This window comes from Micromonospora sp. NPDC005087 (assembly GCF_042872965.1).
GTDB lineage: Bacteria > Actinomycetota > Actinomycetes > Mycobacteriales > Micromonosporaceae > Micromonospora.
The window spans coordinates 341035-354906 of the sequence record NZ_JBIALB010000005.1; the positions used below are offsets into that span (position 1 = coordinate 341035).

Genomic DNA, 13872 nt, shown 5'->3' on the forward strand with positions numbered 1-13872 from the left:
TAACCGCTCCCCACGACACAACGGCACCGCCCGAACACATCAGGTCGGCCACCGGTGCCACCCGTTCCGTCCCAGCACCCGAGGATGCGCGTTGACCAGGGGCAACACGGAGAGTGACTGTGGATAAGCCGCGTGTCGTCCACAGGGGCGGCGAAGCCGGGCCAGCCCGTCGCAGGCTCCCGGCATGACCTCGACCGAACGCCCCCGGCTCGCCGTCCGCTCACCCGCCGACCTGCTCGCCGCCGTGCCGTACCTGCTCGGCTTCCACCCCGCCGACAGCGTGGTCGCGGTGGCGCTGCGCGGGCGGCGGATCATCTTCGCCGCCCGCGCCGACCTGCCCGATCCGTCGGCCGATCCGGTCGAGCCGGCCCGGCACCTGGCCGGGGTGATCCACCGCCAGGGCGCCGAGGCCGCGACCGTGGTGGGCTACGGACCGCCCGACCGGGTGACGCCGAGCGTGGACGCCGTGCGCGCCGCCCTGACCGGGGCCGGGCTGGAGGTGCTGGACGCGCTGCGGGTGACCGACGGCCGGTGGTGGTCCTACCTCTGCGCCGAGGTCGACTGCTGCCCGCCCGAGGGCCGGCCCTACGACCCGGCGGCCAACCAGGTGACCGCCTCGGCGGTCTTCGCCGGCCAGGTCGCGCTCCCCGACCGGGCCGCCCTCGTGGCGCAGGTGGCACCGGTGGACGGCCCGGCGCGGGACGCGCTGCGCGAGGCCACCGCCCGGGCCGAGCGGCGACTGACCGACCTGGTCGAGGAGGCGCCCGCGAGCGATCTGCTCGGCGGCCGGGCGCTGCGCTCCGCCGGGGTGGCGGCGGTCCGCGAGGCGCAACGCCGGCAACGGCGCGGCGAACGGCTCGACGACGACGAGGTGGCCTGGCTGAGCCTCCTGTTGACGCACCTGCCGATCCGCGACCACGCCTGGGAACGCACCGACGGTCGGGACCGGGACATCGCCCTCTGGACCGACGTGCTGCGCCGGGCCGAGTCGGAGCTGACCGCCGCTCCGGGCGCGCTGCTGGCGTTCGCGGCCTGGCGGGCGGGGCAGGGGGCACTGGCGGCGGTCGCGCTGGAGCGGACGCTGAGCCTGCACCCCGACTACTCGCTCGCCCTGCTCCTGGACGACCTGCTCCGGCGCGGCGTCCCCCCGTCCGAGCTGGACGGCTGGCCGTCGGTCGGTCTGCCCGGCGTGGTCCGCCCCCGCAGGCGGAGCCGACGTGGCCGCCGGTGACCGATCCCCTCCAGCATCTGGTAATACCGTGGGTGCTACCAGGTTTGGTAGGCTGGCGAGCATGACCGCGAAGCGCTCCGTGAGCCTCCCCGACGACGTGGCAGAGTGGCTCGACCGGCAGCCCAACGTCTCGGCGGCGATCACCGTGGCGGTCCGGGCTCAGATGGCCCGCGCGCACCTCGACGAGGTGCTGCGGCGTGCCGGCATTGAGGTGACCGAGGCGGGCAAGGCGCGGTGGCGTGAGCGCCTGGCGGCACCCATTCCGGCGGACGCCCTGGCCGAGGGGCGCCGGATGTTGGGCGACGCCGGATGAGCGATCGGATCGCGGCCGTGTTCGACGCGTCGGCGTTGACGGCCTACATCGAGGGCAACGTCTCGGTGGGGGAGTTGATGCTCCAGGTCGCCGATGAGGGACGTCAGGTGGCCGTCCCGGCCGCCTGTCTGGCGGTTGCCTTCGCGGGCGCGGGCGACGAGGTTGGTGCCGCGCTGCTGGCCCTGATGATGAGTGCCCCGGTCATACGCCTGCTGCCGCTCGATGCGGACGACGTGCGAGACGCCGGCACGCTGGCCCGCGCCGCGGATGGAGACATCTCACTCGGCCATGCCGCCAGCGCGGCACTCACCCACGAGGCGCACTACGCGACCGCGCAGCCCAGGCTGGCGGCGAAGGTGCTACCGACCAACTGGAGCATCCTCGACCTGGACTGACGAGCGGCTGCATTCCGGCGCCAGGAGGCCGGCAGGCGATCGGCGTGTTCGGTGTGGTCCGAACGATGTACGCGTTTCTCCTGTCAGCGGTCGACTCGGCAGAGCAGACGCCACCGGACAATCATCAGGTGCCCCTGCCAAACGAATGCCCCAGATGAGCGTCGGACTGCTGCTGTCGCTCGCAGGCCTGGCCCTGGTCGACAGCACCAGCATCGGGACTCTCTTCATCCCGGTCTGGTTGCTGCTCGCGCCCGGGACGGTCAACGCCCGGCGGATCCTCGTCTACCTCGGCACGATCGCCGTCTTCTACTTCGCCGTCGGGCTGCTGCTCGCCGTGGGCGGCAGCCGGCTGGCCGACGTACTCGGCGGGGCGCTGGACAACCGGCCGGTGCTCTGGGCGCAGCTCGTCCTCGGGGTCGGGCTGTTCGCGCTCAGCTTCCGCTACGACGGCAAACGACGCCCGCGCGGCGGCGGTGTGCCGCGCTGGCGGGACCGGGTCACCGCCGGCGACTCCTCGGCGCGATGGCTGGTGGGGCTGGCGCTGCTCGCCGCGCTCGCGGAGGTGGCGACGATGCTGCCGTACCTCGGCGCGGTCGGCCTGCTGACCACCTCCGGGCTCGGCGCGGCGGAGATCGTGGGGCTGCTCGCCGGCTACTGCCTGGTCATGGTGCTGCCGGCGGTGGTGCTGCTGGGGGCGCGGATGGCGTGGCCGAGCCTGGTCGAGCCGGTGCTGGTCCGGCTCAACGCCTGGATCGCGCGGCACTCCTGCGGCATGCTCGGCTGGATCCTCGGCATCGCCGGTTTCCTGCTGGCCCGTGACGCCGGGATCCGGCTGGGGCTGTTCGACTAGCTGGCCGATCAGATGGTGACCCGCTCGGTACGGGTGTAGACGTTCATCGTGGTGCCACGCAGGAAGCCGACCAGCGTCATTCCCGCCTCCTCGGCCAGCTCGGCGGCGAGGGTGCTCGGCGCGGAGACCGCGGCCAGCAGTGGCACTCCGGCCATCCACGCCTTCTGGGTCAGCTCGAAGCTGGCGCGGCCGGAAACCAGCAGCAGGTGCCCGGCCAGCGGCAGTCGTCGTTCCCGCACCGCCCAGCCGATCACCTTGTCCACGGCATTGTGTCGACCCACGTCCTCCCGGAGCACCACCAGCTCTCCGGCGGGCGAGAAAAGCCCCGCCGCGTGGAGCCCGCCGGTCCGGTCGAAGCCGCGTTGGCCGGCACGCAGCCGGTCGGGCAGCTCGGCGAGCAGGGCGGCCGGCACGGTGAGCGGGTCCGCCGCCACCGGGAACAGCGAACGGGTTCGGACGGCGTCGATGCTGGCCTTGCCGCAGACCCCGCAGGAGCTGGTCGTGTAGAAGGTCCGGGTCGGGTCGGTGGTCGGTTCCGGCACCCCAGGGGCGAGCATCACGTCCACCACGTTGTACGTGTTCGGCGTCTCCGCGCCGGCGCAGAGCTGCGCGGTCTGCACGTCGTCGGTCGACCGGATCAGCCCCTCGGTCAGCAGGAAGCCGATGGCCAGGTCCAGGTCGTCCCCGGGGGTGCGCATGGTGACCGCGAGCGGCCGTCGCCGGCCGGGGCCGGCCGGGCCCACCCGGATCTCCAGCGGCTCCTCCACCGCCAGGCTGTCCGGCCGGCGGACGGGTCCACGCCCGTCGGTCGCCGCGTCCAGGTCGATCCGGAGTACGCCCCGTCGGTCAGTCGCCCGTCCCATCCCGCCATCCTGCACCCCGCGCCGGTACGCCCGCACGGCCACCGGGCATCGGCGCCGGCCGCCGACCGGATGGTGGCACGGCTACCGTGGCCGGATGGGGACGTACGCCGCGGTGGTGCTCGCCGGTGGGGCGGCCCGACGGATGGGCGGGGTGGACAAGCCCGCGCTCCCGGTCGGCGGCCGGTCGATGCGCGACCGGGTGCTGGCCGCCGTCGCCGATGCCGCGCCGAGGGTGCTGGTCGGTCCGGCGGGCGCGGTCCCGCCCGGCGTACGGGTGACCCGGGAGGATCCGCCCGGCGGGGGACCGGTCGCCGCGGCGGCGGCCGGGCTGGCACTGCTCGACCCGGCAGCGAACCTGGTCGCGCTGCTCGCCGCCGACCTGCCGCTGCTCACCCGCGCCGCGATCGGCGAGCTGCTGACCCACCTGGCCGCGTCGCACACCGGACCGGCGGGCGGCGGCACCGTCGGGCTGGAGCGGCTACCCGACGGGGCGTGCTTCGTCGACGCGGATGGGCGGCGGCAGTCGCTCTGCGGGGTGTGGCGGGTCACCGCGCTGCGTGCCGGGATGGACCGGCTGGCGGCCGAGCGGGGCGGCAGCCTCGCCGGGGCTCCGGTCCGGGCGCTGCTGGCCGGCCTCGTCGTCCGCGAGGTGCCGTGGTCCGGCGACGGCCCGCCGCCCTGGTTCGACTGCGACACTGACGAGGACGTACGCCGGGCGGAGGAGTGGGCGCGATGACGGTGATGGACGACTGGGTGACGGCGGCCTGTACCGAGCTGGACCTGGGCCCGGCCCAGGTGCCCGTGCCGGTGGTGCTGGACCTGGCCCGCGACGTCGCCCACCAGGTGTTGCGACCCGGCGCGCCGGTCACGGCGTACCTGCTCGGGCTGGCGGTGGGCCGGGGCGCCGACCCGGCGGACGCCGCCGCCCGGCTCAGCGCCCTCGCGGCCACCTGGCCGGTCGAGCTGGGCTCCGATCCCGCCGGTCCGTCAGCGGTCTGACCGGCGGCTTCCGCGCCGATGAGAACCGCCGCGGATCCGTGGCGGGCCATGCCGGTGTCCGATCCCGGTCGGGGCCGATCCGACGCCCGGACGGCGTGGGTAGGGTGATCGTGACGGACGGAGGCGATCATGACGGCTGACCACCCCTCGGCGCCGAACAATGAGCTGCCCGGCGGTACGGCCGAGCCGGCGGAGTCGATCCTGCTCGACGAGCCGAGCACCACGGATCTGCGGGCCAAGGTGACGGAGGCGTGGCAGGAGTTCGCCCGCGCGCTCGCCGTCCGGCTGCGGGAGCTGCCCGCTGGCGCGCACCTCGAACTGACCCTGGACCCCACCGCCTCCGGCACCGGGGACGCCGTCTACTCGATCAGCGTCGACGTGGACGGCGACGGCCGGTTCTCCGCCCGGGCGGTCGGCAACGCCACCCTGCCGGCGGGCTACCGCCTGGATCGCGCCGCGGTGGCGGACATGGTCGCGCTCGGCTGGTCCCCGCCGGGGGTGGTGGCCGGCTCCGGTGGTTTCTTCGGGTTGGACGGCACGACAGCGGAGGCGACCCGGATCGCCGCGCTGCTCTCCCGGACGCTGCGCGACGTCTACGGCGCCCCGCACCCGGCGTTCCTCGTCTTCCTGGTGCAGGACGCCGAGGGTGAGCCGCTGACCGTGGAGCCGCTGGGCACCGCGCGTAGCGAGTTCGGCCCGGACGCCGACGTCGAGGCCGACCTGGAGGAGGCACTGGCCGAGGCGGCCGCCGCGCAGGTCGAGCGGGACGACGTGCTCGACCTGGCGGATCGGGTCCGCACCGTGGTCTCCACCATGCTGAAGTCCGACACCGACCGGTTGCAGGTCGACTCGGACGGCGACATCAACATCCGCGCCGGTTCGGCGATGGTCTTCGTCCGGGTGCGGGACAACCCGCCCCTGGTGGACGTCTTCTCCCCGGTGCTCACCGAGGTGGAGCCGACCGAGCGGCTCTACGTCAAGCTCTCCGAGTTGACCAACCGGATGCCGATCGGCCGCCTCTACTGCGCGGAGGACACGGTCTGGGCGTCCATTCCGGTCTTCGGCCGCAACTTCCAGGCCACCCACCTGATGCTGGCGGTGCAGGTGATGACCGGGCTCGCCGACGAGCTGGACGACCGGCTGCACGGCGAGTTCGGCGGCAAGCGGTTCTTCGGCGAGGGCGACAAGCCGGTCCGGCGTGACGAGTCCGAGCACCGCACCGGCATGTATCTCTGAGCGTGGTTTCAGGAGACGTCGAGCAGGGTCTTGCCGACCGTCGAGCGGGCCTCGATGGCGGCGTGCGCGTCGGCGGCGCGCTCCAGCGGGAAACGCTGCCCGATCACTGGCCGCAGCCGGCCGGCCGCCGCCTCCGCCAGCGCCCGACCGGTGTACGCCCGCAGCCGCGCGGGCGGCACGTCCGGCCGGATCAACGCGACCTGCCGTGCGGTGGCGGCCTCCACGGACACCGGTGACCACTCGCCGCTGGCCAGCCCGAAGCTGACCATGCGGCCGCCCGGGGCCAGCAGCTCGAAGGCCGTCTGGGCGACCGGTCCGCCGACACCGTCGAACACCACGTCGACCCCGCCCACCGCGTCCCGGATCCGGGCGGCCCAGCCCGGCGCGCGGTAGTCAACGGACAGCTCGGCACCCAGTCCGGGTAGCAGGTCCACCTTGCGTTGCCCACCGGCCACGCCGATCACCCGGGCACCGGCCCGGGCCGCGAGCTGCACCAGCAGACTGCCCACCCCGCCCGCCGCGGCCTCCACCAGCACCCGGTCCCCCGGGTGGACGCCGACCGCCTCGGTCAGCATCGTGGCGGTACGTCCGTCGGCCAGCAGCGCGACCGCCGCGTCCAGCGCCAGCCCGGCCGGAACCTCGATCGGCGCGGTCGCGTGCACCGCCACCCGTTCGGCGTATCCGCCGGAGCCGCCCGTGGCGCTGACCACCCGCCGCCCGGTCAGCCCGGGGTCGACGCCCGGCCCGACGGCGGCGATCACCCCGCCGACGCCGTTGCCGGGGATCAGCGGCGGGGTGACCCGGAACGGCCCGGGGCGACCGGAGCGCTGCTGCGTCTCGACGAAGGTGATGTTCGCGTGCGCGACGTCGACCAGCACCTGACCTGGGCCGGGTGCCGGGTCGGGTGCCGGGCCAGGCACCAGCACCTCGGGCCCACCGAATGCACGTATCCAGACCGCCCGCACGGAACCCCCTCGGCCGTGGTGGGCGTTCTGCCCACACTCCGCCGCCAGTTCATCTGTTGAACCGGGCTTGAGGTCAAGGGCGGGTGGGGCCCGGAAACCCCGAGGTCGGCCGGTGCGGCGGGCGGATCCGGTCAGCGGGTGGAGGGGCCGACGCCGGGGGATTCGACCAGCCGGGAGAGCACGATGGTGCTGCGGGTGGAGGTCACGAAGGACTCGGCGCGTAGCCGCTCCAACGCCGCCTCCAGGTGGGCGATGTCGGCGGCGCGCAGGTGCACCAGCGCGTCTGCCTCACCGGAGACGGTGTACGCGCCGACCACCTCCGGGTGCCGGCGGGCCGCCACGCCGATCTGCGCCGGGGTGGTCCGGCCGGCACAGAACAGCTCGACGAACGCCTCGGTGGTCCAGCCGACGGCCGCCGGATCAACCACGGCCGTGAATCCCCTGATCACGCCGGTGGCGCGCAGTCTGTCGACCCGGCGCTTGACCGCCGGGGCGGAGAGTGACACCCGGGTGCCGATGTCGGCGTACGACGCGCGGGCGTCGGCGACGAGCAACGCAATGATCCGCTGGTCTACCGCGTCTATCTGCAACGTTCCGCCTCTGGGAAGCAATGGTTGTGGCTGTTACCAAAGTTCAACGGTACCTACTCTTGGTGACCGTGAACCAGCAGCGAGTCCCGCGAAAGCGGACATATCTCATGTGCTCGCCCGAGCACTTCGCGGTGGAATACGCGATCAATCCGTGGATGGACGTGACCACTCCCGTCGACCGGGACCTGGCCGTCAAGCAGTGGGACCGGCTGCGCGAGACGCTGGTCGGTCTCGGCCACGAGGTGCACCTGCTCACGCCCGAGCGCGGCCTGCCCGACATGGTGTACGCCGCCAACGGCGGCGTCGCGGTGGACGGCAGTGTCTACGGCGCGCGGTTCAAACACGAGCAGCGGGCCGCCGAGGCCGCCCTGCACCATGCCTTCTACGAGTCGCAGGGCTGGCGGTTCATCGCCCCGAGCGAGACCAACGAGGGCGAGGGTGACTTCGCGTACGTGCCGGAGGCGCACGGCGGGCTCATCCTGGCCGGGCACGGCTTCCGCACCGAGATCCCGGCGCACGCCGAGGCGCAGGAGGCGCTGGGCCGGCCGGTGGTGTCACTGCGTCTGATCGACCCGCGCTTCTACCACCTGGACGTGGCGCTCGCCGCCATCGACGACTCGAACATCGTCTACTTCCCCGGCGCGTTCTCCGCGGCCAGCCAGCGGGTGCTCACCCAGCTCTTCCCGGACGCCGTGATCGCGGACGACGAGGACGCGATGGCCTTCGGGATCAACCTGGTCAGCGACGGCGCGAACGTGGTGCTCAGCAGCGAGGCCACCCGGCTGGCCGGCAAGCTCAAGGCCGCCGGCTACACCCCGGTCCCGGTCGATCTGGCCGAGCTGAAGAAGGGCGGCGGCAGCGTAAAGTGCTGCATCGGGGAACTCCGGCACTGACCGGAACACCGCCGCGTACGTCCGGGCCGGCCTCCCGTTGGGGAGGCCAGCCCGGGACCGTGCTCGTGGTGGGCGGTCAGCCCAGCGTGGCCAGCTCGTTGATCAGCACGTTCGACATGACCTGACCGTCGCGCTGCACCTCCCGCAGGTACCACTTCTGCTGCGGGGTGCGCGGCTGGTTGAACTGCCAGATGCCGCGCGGGCTGTCGATCTGGCCGATCTTGCCCAGCGCCAGGTTGACCTGCTGGGGGGTGGGTGACCCGCCGGTCAGCTGGATCGCCTGGTCGAGCACCTGCGCCGCGTCGTACGAGGCCATCGCGTAGGTGGTCGGCGTGACCTGGTACTTCTTGCGGTAGGCCGAGGCGAAGACCCGGTTGGACGTGTTGTTCAGGTCGGCCGAGTAGTTCAGGGCGGTCTGGATGCCGAGCGCGTCCCTGTCCATGCTCTCCAGCACGCTGCCCTCGGTGAGGAAGCCGGGTGCGTACACCGGCCCGGAGAACTGGTCACGCAGCTGCTTGATGAACTCCACCGCCGCCGCGCCGGCGTAGAAGCAGACGACCGCGGTCGGCTTCTTGGTCAGCGCCTTGCGGATGTCCGCGCCGTACGTGTTCTTCCCGGGGTTCGGGGTGGGGTTGGTGTTGGTCACCGGGTCGGCGATCCGCGGGTCGCTGGCGCCGAACTCCTGCCGGAAGCCCCGCACCACGTCCGGGCTGCCGACGTTCTCCGGCATGATCATCGCGATGCGGCCGTTCGACGGCAGCTGGTCGCGCAGGTAGCGGCCGAGCGCCCGGCCGGCCTCGTCCAGCACGTAGGACGTCCGCCAGATGTAGAAGACACTCTGCAGGCTGCTCGGCGAGGCGTTGGAGCCGATCAGCGGGACCCGGGCCTGCTCGACGGTGTCCCGGATGCCGACCATCACCGCCGAGTTGACCACACCGGTGAGCGCCAGCACGCCCTTCTTGAGCAGGTCCTCGACGGCGGCCTTGCCGGTCTTGGCGGTGTCACCCTCGTCGGCGGTCAGCAGCTCCACCGGGTGCCCGCCCAGCCGCTGGTCGTGCAGGTCGAGGAAGAGCTGGAAGCCGTTGGTGATGTCCTCACCGATGCTCTTGAAACCGCCGGCCTCCGGCGTGATCAGACCGATCTTGATCGGGCCCCGGCTGGCGGTCGACGGGTCGTCGGTGTCGGAGCCGCACGCGGCGGCGAATCCGGTGGTACCGAGCGCGGCCAACAGCTGGAGCGCCCGCCTGCGATTCATCTGCGACACCGAGTTCCTTCCCAGAAGCGTTGCAGGGCAGAACACCGCCCCTCCGGCGTTCTACCTGCTCCGCGACGCTGCGTCAATGGCTAATGATCATCGTGCAGGGACCGCAACATAACCAGGACCCGGGGCCAGGCCGGGGACTCCGGGTCGATCAGCCCGAAATGCTCGCATCCGGGCAGTTCGACAAGGGAGATGTCGGATCCCGCGGCACGCGCCGCCGCCACGAACTCCCGGCTCATCGTCACCGGCACCTGCTGGTCGGCCGAACCATGCATGACTACTGTGCGTGTCCGAGTCGGCACCAATGACCGTGGATCAGTCGCCGCGTACCGGTCCGGGACCTGCGCCGGGCCGCCGCCGAGCAGCGCCGCCACCGCGCCCGAGTCCAGGTCCTGCCGGTACGCCTCAACCAGGTCGGCCACCGGGGCCAGGGCGAGCACGCCGCCCACCGTCGCGGGCGCGGTGGCCGCCACGTACAGCGCCAGGTGGCCACCGGCGGAGTGGCCGATCAGGATCGGGGCGGCCCGGGACACCCGGCCGGGCAGCGCCTCGGCGGCCAGCCCGGGCAGTTCGGCGACCCCGGTCAGCACGTCGGTCATGGTCCCCGGCCAGCCGCCGCCCGGCTGCCCGGTGCGCCGGTACTCCAGTTGCGCCACCGGGTGGCCGGCCGAGGCGAGCGCGGCGGCCAGCGGCCCGGTGTGCCGCCGGTCGTACTCGGCCCGCCAGAAGCCACCGTGCACCACGACGACCAGTGGTCGTGCCGGGCCGGCGCCGGCCGGTTGCCGCAGGTCGGCCACCTGGTCGGGGTGGTCGCCGTACGCCACGGTCCGGTCGGGCTCCGGAGCGGGCCGGGTCAGCACGGCGCGCGGGTCGGCAGGCATGGCGCGACGGTAGCGCGCCCCGCCCGGGTGGTTCGGCCCCGGGAGTCGGTCCCGGGGGGCATGGGTTGCGCCCGCTGGGTAAAGATGGACCCCATGACCGAAGCGCACTCCGACGCACAAGACGACGAGACCGACCGCGACGATTCCGGCCACTCCGGCACCGTGGTGGTGGTCGGCCCGGACGGTCGGCCGATCGGCACGGTGCAGACCGAGGAGGGGCAGGGCGAGGACCCGACCCGCCTGGTCGAGCAGCCGGCCAAGGTCATGCGGATCGGCAGCATGATCAAGCAGTTGCTGGAGGAGGTCAAGGCGGCCCCGCTCGACGACGCCAGCCGCAGCCGGATGCGTGAGATCCACGAGCGGTCCATCGTCGAGCTGAAGGAGGGCCTCGCCCCCGAGCTGCGCGACGAGTTGGAGCGGATCTCGCTGCCGTTCACCGAGGACAAGGCCCCGAGCGAGAGCGAACTGCGGATCGCGCACGCCCAGCTCGTCGGCTGGCTGGAGGGTCTGTTCCACGGCATCCAGGCGGCCCTGGTCGCTCAGCAGATGGCCGCCCGGGTGCAGCTGGAGCAGATGCGCTCCGGCCGGCAGGCGCTGCCCAGCGGTCCCGGCGGGATGGTGCCGGGGATGCCGGGCATCGGCCAGCCGAGCGGTGGCGAGGGGCACAACACCGGCCAGTACCTCTGACCCGGCCGGCTCAGTCCAACCCGAAGATCTTCTCCAGGTACGCCGCCACGCCGTCCTCGGAGTTCGCCGCGGTCACCTCGTCGGCGACCGCCAGGACGGCGCGGTGTGCGTTGGCCACCGCCACGCCCCTCCCGGCCCAGCTCAGCATCGGCACGTCGTTGGGCATGTCGCCGAAGGCCAGCACATCCGCCGCGCGCACCCCGAGCCGGTCGCAGTACCAGTCCAGCCCGGCAGCCTTGGTCACCCCGGCTGCGGAGATCTCCACCAGCCCCGAGGACGACGAGTGCGTCGCCTCGGCCAGCCCGGCCACCGCCGCGGCGACCAGCGCGACGAACGCGTCCGGGTCCTGCTCGCCGGCGCGGGCGAGCAGCTTCACCGCCGGGGCCGAGAGCAGCTCCTCCGGCGTCTCGACCGGGCGGATCATTTCCGGGTCGGTGTCCCAGCGCAGCGGGTAGTCGGCCTCGTGCCGCATCTGCCGGCTGTCGAGGATCTCCACCGCGAAGCTGATCCCGGGCACCTCGGCGCGCAGCCGTCGGGCCACCTCGGCCAGGTGCTGCGGCGCGAGCGGGTCCGCCCGCAGCACCTCGTCCTCGAACGGGTCGTAGACCACGGCGCCGTTGGCGCAGACCGCCGGCAGCGGCTCGGCCAGCTGGTCGTACACCATCTTCAGCCAGCGGACGGGACGGCCGGTGACCAGCACGACCGGCGTGCCCCGCGCGGAGATCCGGGCGAGCACGTCGGCGGTGTGCGGGCTGACGGTGTGGTCGTCGCGGATCAGCGTGCCGTCGATGTCGGTGGCGATCAGTCGGGGCGTCTCTCCCATCACCGGGACAGTAGCCGGTCCAGATACACCGCCACCCCGTCGTCGTCGTTGCGGAGGGTCACCTCGTCGGCGGCGGCACGGACGGCGGGGTGCGCGTTGGCCACCGCCACCCGGGACCAGCCGGCCCATTCGAACATCGGCAGGTCGTTGGGCATGTCACCGAAGACCAGCACGTCGGCGGGGTCGACCCCGAGCGTCTGCGCGACCACGGTCAGCCCCGTCGCCTTGTCCACCCCTGGCGGGCAGATCTCGATGAACCCGAGCCCGGCCTGGGTGAGTGTGGCGACCTGCGGCGGGACGATCCGGCGGGCCACGGCCAGCAGCTCGTCCACGTGGTGGTCGGCGGTCCGGGCGAAGGCCTTGATCACGTCGCAGGAGAGGCACTCCGCGCGGGTACGCGCCTCGAACCTGTCCTGGTAGGGCCAGCTCGCGTGATAGTCGCCCCAGAGCGGGGCGTCGTGCTCGTCGGAGGCCTCGACCATGACGGTCAACGGGCCCACCTCGGCCTCCAGGTCGGCGAGCAGCCGGGCCAGCACCTCGCCGGCCAGTCGCTCCTCGCGGAGCACCACCGGGCCGGTCGGGTCGCTCTGGTCGACCACCCACCCGCCGCCAGCCATCACCAGAAAGTCGGCGGCCCGGATGTCGTTGCGGCTCAGCTCGGTCAGCCGCGGTCCGCGCCCGGTCGCGCCGACCACCGGAATGCCGGCGGCCCGCACCCGGTCGAGCACCCCATGGGTGTACGCGGAGACGGTGTCGTCGCTGCGAACCAGCGTCCCGTCAAGGTCGGTCGCGATCAGCTTGGGCAGTCCCGGGCGGGTCATCGTTCCTCCTTCGCCCGCCGCCGTCGCAGCCTGCCGTGCGGTACTGGTGCCGAGATCCGGCGTTACGGCGGGCAGCAACCGTACCTCGCGGAACAGGTCGCAACCATGGCTTCCAGGCGAATCGGGCGCCAACGCACGGCGCACCGCCGGTGTCCACGAATCGCAGGTCAGGCGGTGCGGGCAGAGCGTCGGACCGCGCCCCTGACGCGGCTCAGGCCGGGGGTTCGGGGCGGGCGAACGGAGCGGCCGAGGTGACCGTCAGGTCGGCCGGCGGGGGCGGGCCGTCCTCGTCGATCGGGCCGCGGTCCCGACGGCGGCGCCAGCCTCGTCCCGCCGCACCGTCCCCGGCCCGGTCGTCCTCCGCCGGCCCCGCCGGTGCGCCGATCGCAGCGGCCGCTGGCAGCCGCAGCGCGAGACCGAGCAGCACGCACGCGATGAACGCCATCACCAGGCCGCGACCGTACTCGACCCCGAAACCGTCCTGCGGTGAGTAGTAGAGGCTGCGCTCACTGGGGTCGTCGAGCGTGCCCGTTGCGACGGCCAGCAGCGCCAGCAGGGCGCCGGCGAGCGTAAGCCCGGCCAACCGGGCGTTCGGCCGGACAGTCGCCGTGCCCCGCAGCGCCAGCGCGACGGTGCAGACCAGGCCGAGCAGCCCGACCAGGTAACCGACTCCCAGGCCGCCGACCTCGGAAACCCCGACGGGCACCTCGATCGTGGTGTTCCCCTCCGGGCCGCCGTTCGGCATGGTCATCACCAGCCACTCCCCGACCAGCGAGGCGACCCCGGCCACCGCGCCGAGCCCCGCGAGCAGCAGAGGCAGCCGGGGGTCCCGGGCGAAACTGGCCAGGGTTCGGACCAACGCGCGCCGCCGCGTCGGATCGTCGGCACCCCACTCGACCACGGCGGGGCCGTCGGACCGCTCGCCTTGCCGGGGGATCGGCAGCTCCTCGGACATCGGCCATCCTTCCGCCGGTCACGGGCCTGCGTCGAATCATGGCACAGCCGACGGGTGGTGACGGGAATCGCAGGGCCGGCGTCCGTGCCGGTCGGTCGCCCGGTGGTCG

17 protein-coding genes are annotated in these 13872 nt (G+C 73.3%); 9 read left to right on the forward strand and 8 right to left on the reverse strand.

The window, feature by feature from the left end:
• Positions 1–184 precede the first annotated feature (184 nt).
• The 4 genes from ACFYPS_RS15450 (at position 185) to ACFYPS_RS15465 (ending at position 2789) form a co-directional block, all read left to right on the forward strand.
• Positions 185–1231 (forward strand): DUF4192 domain-containing protein, encoded by a 1047-nt coding sequence (locus ACFYPS_RS15450; protein ID WP_387324989.1) that lies wholly within the window; start codon positions 185–187, stop codon positions 1229–1231.
• Positions 1232–1292: 61 nt separating this feature from the next.
• Positions 1293–1544, forward strand: a complete 252-nt coding sequence (locus tag ACFYPS_RS15455; RefSeq protein WP_387324992.1) for a hypothetical protein — start codon at positions 1293–1295, stop codon at positions 1542–1544.
• Complete coding sequence (locus ACFYPS_RS15460) at positions 1541–1939, forward strand: hypothetical protein (RefSeq protein WP_387324994.1); 399 nt, start codon at positions 1541–1543, stop codon at positions 1937–1939. The genes ACFYPS_RS15455 and ACFYPS_RS15460 overlap by 4 nt, the downstream gene beginning before the upstream one ends.
• A 154-nt stretch (positions 1940–2093) precedes the next feature.
• Complete coding sequence (locus ACFYPS_RS15465) at positions 2094–2789, forward strand: GAP family protein (RefSeq protein ID WP_387324996.1); 696 nt, start codon at positions 2094–2096, stop codon at positions 2787–2789.
• A gap of 8 nt (positions 2790–2797) precedes the next feature.
• On the opposite strand, the gene fdhD is transcribed toward ACFYPS_RS15465, so the two are convergent.
• The gene (gene fdhD / locus ACFYPS_RS15470; protein ID WP_387324998.1) at positions 2798–3652 is read right to left on the reverse strand and encodes a formate dehydrogenase accessory sulfurtransferase FdhD; all 855 of its coding nucleotides are present in this window, start codon (positions 3650–3652) and stop codon (positions 2798–2800) included.
• Positions 3653–3746: 94 nt separating this feature from the next.
• On the opposite strand from fdhD, the gene ACFYPS_RS15475 reads away from it, so the two are divergent.
• The 3 genes from ACFYPS_RS15475 to ACFYPS_RS15485 all read left to right on the forward strand — a co-directional run bounded on the left by ACFYPS_RS15475 (position 3747) and on the right by ACFYPS_RS15485 (position 5887).
• Entirely contained in the window at positions 3747–4388 is a 642-nt protein-coding gene (locus tag ACFYPS_RS15475) for a molybdenum cofactor guanylyltransferase (protein ID WP_387325001.1), read from the forward strand.
• On the forward strand, positions 4385–4651 hold the full coding sequence (locus tag ACFYPS_RS15480; RefSeq protein ID WP_354967150.1) for a DUF6457 domain-containing protein: 267 nt from the start codon (positions 4385–4387) through the stop codon (positions 4649–4651). Before ACFYPS_RS15475 ends, ACFYPS_RS15480 begins: the two co-directional genes overlap by 4 nt.
• A gap of 129 nt (positions 4652–4780) precedes the next feature.
• Positions 4781–5887, forward strand: a complete 1107-nt coding sequence (locus ACFYPS_RS15485; RefSeq protein WP_387325004.1) for a hypothetical protein — start codon at positions 4781–4783, stop codon at positions 5885–5887.
• Positions 5888–5895: 8 nt separating this feature from the next.
• On the opposite strand, the gene ACFYPS_RS15490 is transcribed toward ACFYPS_RS15485, so the two are convergent.
• Together ACFYPS_RS15490 and ACFYPS_RS15495 are read right to left on the reverse strand one after the other, a co-directional pair.
• A complete protein-coding gene (locus ACFYPS_RS15490) occupies positions 5896–6852 on the reverse strand; it encodes a zinc-binding dehydrogenase (RefSeq protein WP_387325006.1) in 957 nt (318 codons plus the stop codon).
• A 131-nt stretch (positions 6853–6983) separates the two neighbouring features.
• A complete protein-coding gene (locus tag ACFYPS_RS15495) occupies positions 6984–7442 on the reverse strand; it encodes an Lrp/AsnC family transcriptional regulator (protein WP_074315467.1) in 459 nt (152 codons plus the stop codon).
• A 59-nt stretch (positions 7443–7501) separates the two neighbouring features.
• Between ACFYPS_RS15495 and ddaH the strand changes: the two genes are divergently transcribed.
• Positions 7502–8335 (forward strand): dimethylargininase, encoded by an 834-nt coding sequence (gene ddaH / locus ACFYPS_RS15500; RefSeq protein WP_387325010.1) that lies wholly within the window; start codon positions 7502–7504, stop codon positions 8333–8335.
• Between the two features lie 76 nt (positions 8336–8411).
• Here the strand turns inward: ddaH and ACFYPS_RS15505 are convergent, their stop codons facing one another.
• Together ACFYPS_RS15505 and ACFYPS_RS15510 are read right to left on the reverse strand one after the other, a co-directional pair.
• Complete coding sequence (locus ACFYPS_RS15505) at positions 8412–9599, reverse strand: ABC transporter substrate-binding protein (protein WP_354967154.1); 1188 nt, start codon at positions 9597–9599, stop codon at positions 8412–8414.
• An 80-nt stretch (positions 9600–9679) separates the two neighbouring features.
• Positions 9680–10477 (reverse strand): alpha/beta hydrolase family protein, encoded by a 798-nt coding sequence (locus tag ACFYPS_RS15510; RefSeq protein ID WP_387325013.1) that lies wholly within the window; start codon positions 10475–10477, stop codon positions 9680–9682.
• A gap of 84 nt (positions 10478–10561) precedes the next feature.
• Here ACFYPS_RS15510 and ACFYPS_RS15515 point away from each other — a divergent pair, with 84 nt between their 5' ends.
• Positions 10562–11164: a bacterial proteasome activator family protein gene (locus tag ACFYPS_RS15515; protein ID WP_354967156.1), complete on the forward strand. Its 603-nt coding sequence runs from the start codon at positions 10562–10564 to the stop codon at positions 11162–11164.
• A gap of 10 nt (positions 11165–11174) precedes the next feature.
• Here the strand turns inward: ACFYPS_RS15515 and ACFYPS_RS15520 are convergent, their stop codons facing one another.
• The 3 genes from ACFYPS_RS15520 to ACFYPS_RS15530 form a co-directional block, all read right to left on the reverse strand.
• Positions 11175–11987 carry an HAD family hydrolase gene (locus ACFYPS_RS15520; protein ID WP_354967157.1) on the reverse strand — a complete coding sequence of 271 codons (813 nt, stop codon included), beginning with the start codon at positions 11985–11987 and terminating at the stop codon, positions 11175–11177.
• The gene (locus ACFYPS_RS15525; RefSeq protein ID WP_354967158.1) at positions 11987–12808 is read right to left on the reverse strand and encodes an HAD-IIB family hydrolase; all 822 of its coding nucleotides are present in this window, start codon (positions 12806–12808) and stop codon (positions 11987–11989) included. Before ACFYPS_RS15525 ends, ACFYPS_RS15520 begins: the two co-directional genes overlap by 1 nt.
• Before the next feature lie 211 nt (positions 12809–13019).
• Positions 13020–13763 carry a hypothetical protein gene (locus tag ACFYPS_RS15530; RefSeq protein WP_387325018.1) on the reverse strand — a complete coding sequence of 248 codons (744 nt, stop codon included), beginning with the start codon at positions 13761–13763 and terminating at the stop codon, positions 13020–13022.
• Positions 13764–13872: the final 109 nt, after the last annotated feature.

Bases quoted from the DNA above. Each gene is read 5' to 3' on its own strand.
- ACFYPS_RS15455 (WP_387324992.1), top strand. From the start codon at position 1,293: ATGACCGCGAAGCGCTCCGTGAGCCTCCCCGACGACGTGGCAGAGTGG.
- ACFYPS_RS15460 (WP_387324994.1), top strand. From the start codon at position 1,541: ATGAGCGATCGGATCGCGGCCGTGTTCGACGCGTCGGCGTTGACGGCC.
- ACFYPS_RS15515 (WP_354967156.1), top strand. From the start codon at position 10,562: ATGGACCCCATGACCGAAGCGCACTCCGACGCACAAGACGACGAGACC.
- ACFYPS_RS15450 (WP_387324989.1), top strand. From the start codon at position 185: ATGACCTCGACCGAACGCCCCCGGCTCGCCGTCCGCTCACCCGCCGAC.
- ACFYPS_RS15485 (WP_387325004.1), top strand. From the start codon at position 4,781: ATGACGGCTGACCACCCCTCGGCGCCGAACAATGAGCTGCCCGGCGGT.
- ACFYPS_RS15510 (WP_387325013.1), bottom strand. From the start codon at position 10,477: ATGCCTGCCGACCCGCGCGCCGTGCTGACCCGGCCCGCTCCGGAGCCC.
- ACFYPS_RS15480 (WP_354967150.1), top strand. From the start codon at position 4,385: ATGACGGTGATGGACGACTGGGTGACGGCGGCCTGTACCGAGCTGGAC.
- ACFYPS_RS15465 (WP_387324996.1), top strand. From the start codon at position 2,094: ATGAGCGTCGGACTGCTGCTGTCGCTCGCAGGCCTGGCCCTGGTCGAC.
- fdhD (WP_387324998.1), bottom strand. From the start codon at position 3,652: ATGGGACGGGCGACTGACCGACGGGGCGTACTCCGGATCGACCTGGAC.
- ACFYPS_RS15530 (WP_387325018.1), bottom strand. From the start codon at position 13,763: ATGTCCGAGGAGCTGCCGATCCCCCGGCAAGGCGAGCGGTCCGACGGC.
- ACFYPS_RS15525 (WP_354967158.1), bottom strand. From the start codon at position 12,808: ATGACCCGCCCGGGACTGCCCAAGCTGATCGCGACCGACCTTGACGGG.
- ACFYPS_RS15475 (WP_387325001.1), top strand. From the start codon at position 3,747: ATGGGGACGTACGCCGCGGTGGTGCTCGCCGGTGGGGCGGCCCGACGG.
- ACFYPS_RS15520 (WP_354967157.1), bottom strand. From the start codon at position 11,987: ATGGGAGAGACGCCCCGACTGATCGCCACCGACATCGACGGCACGCTG.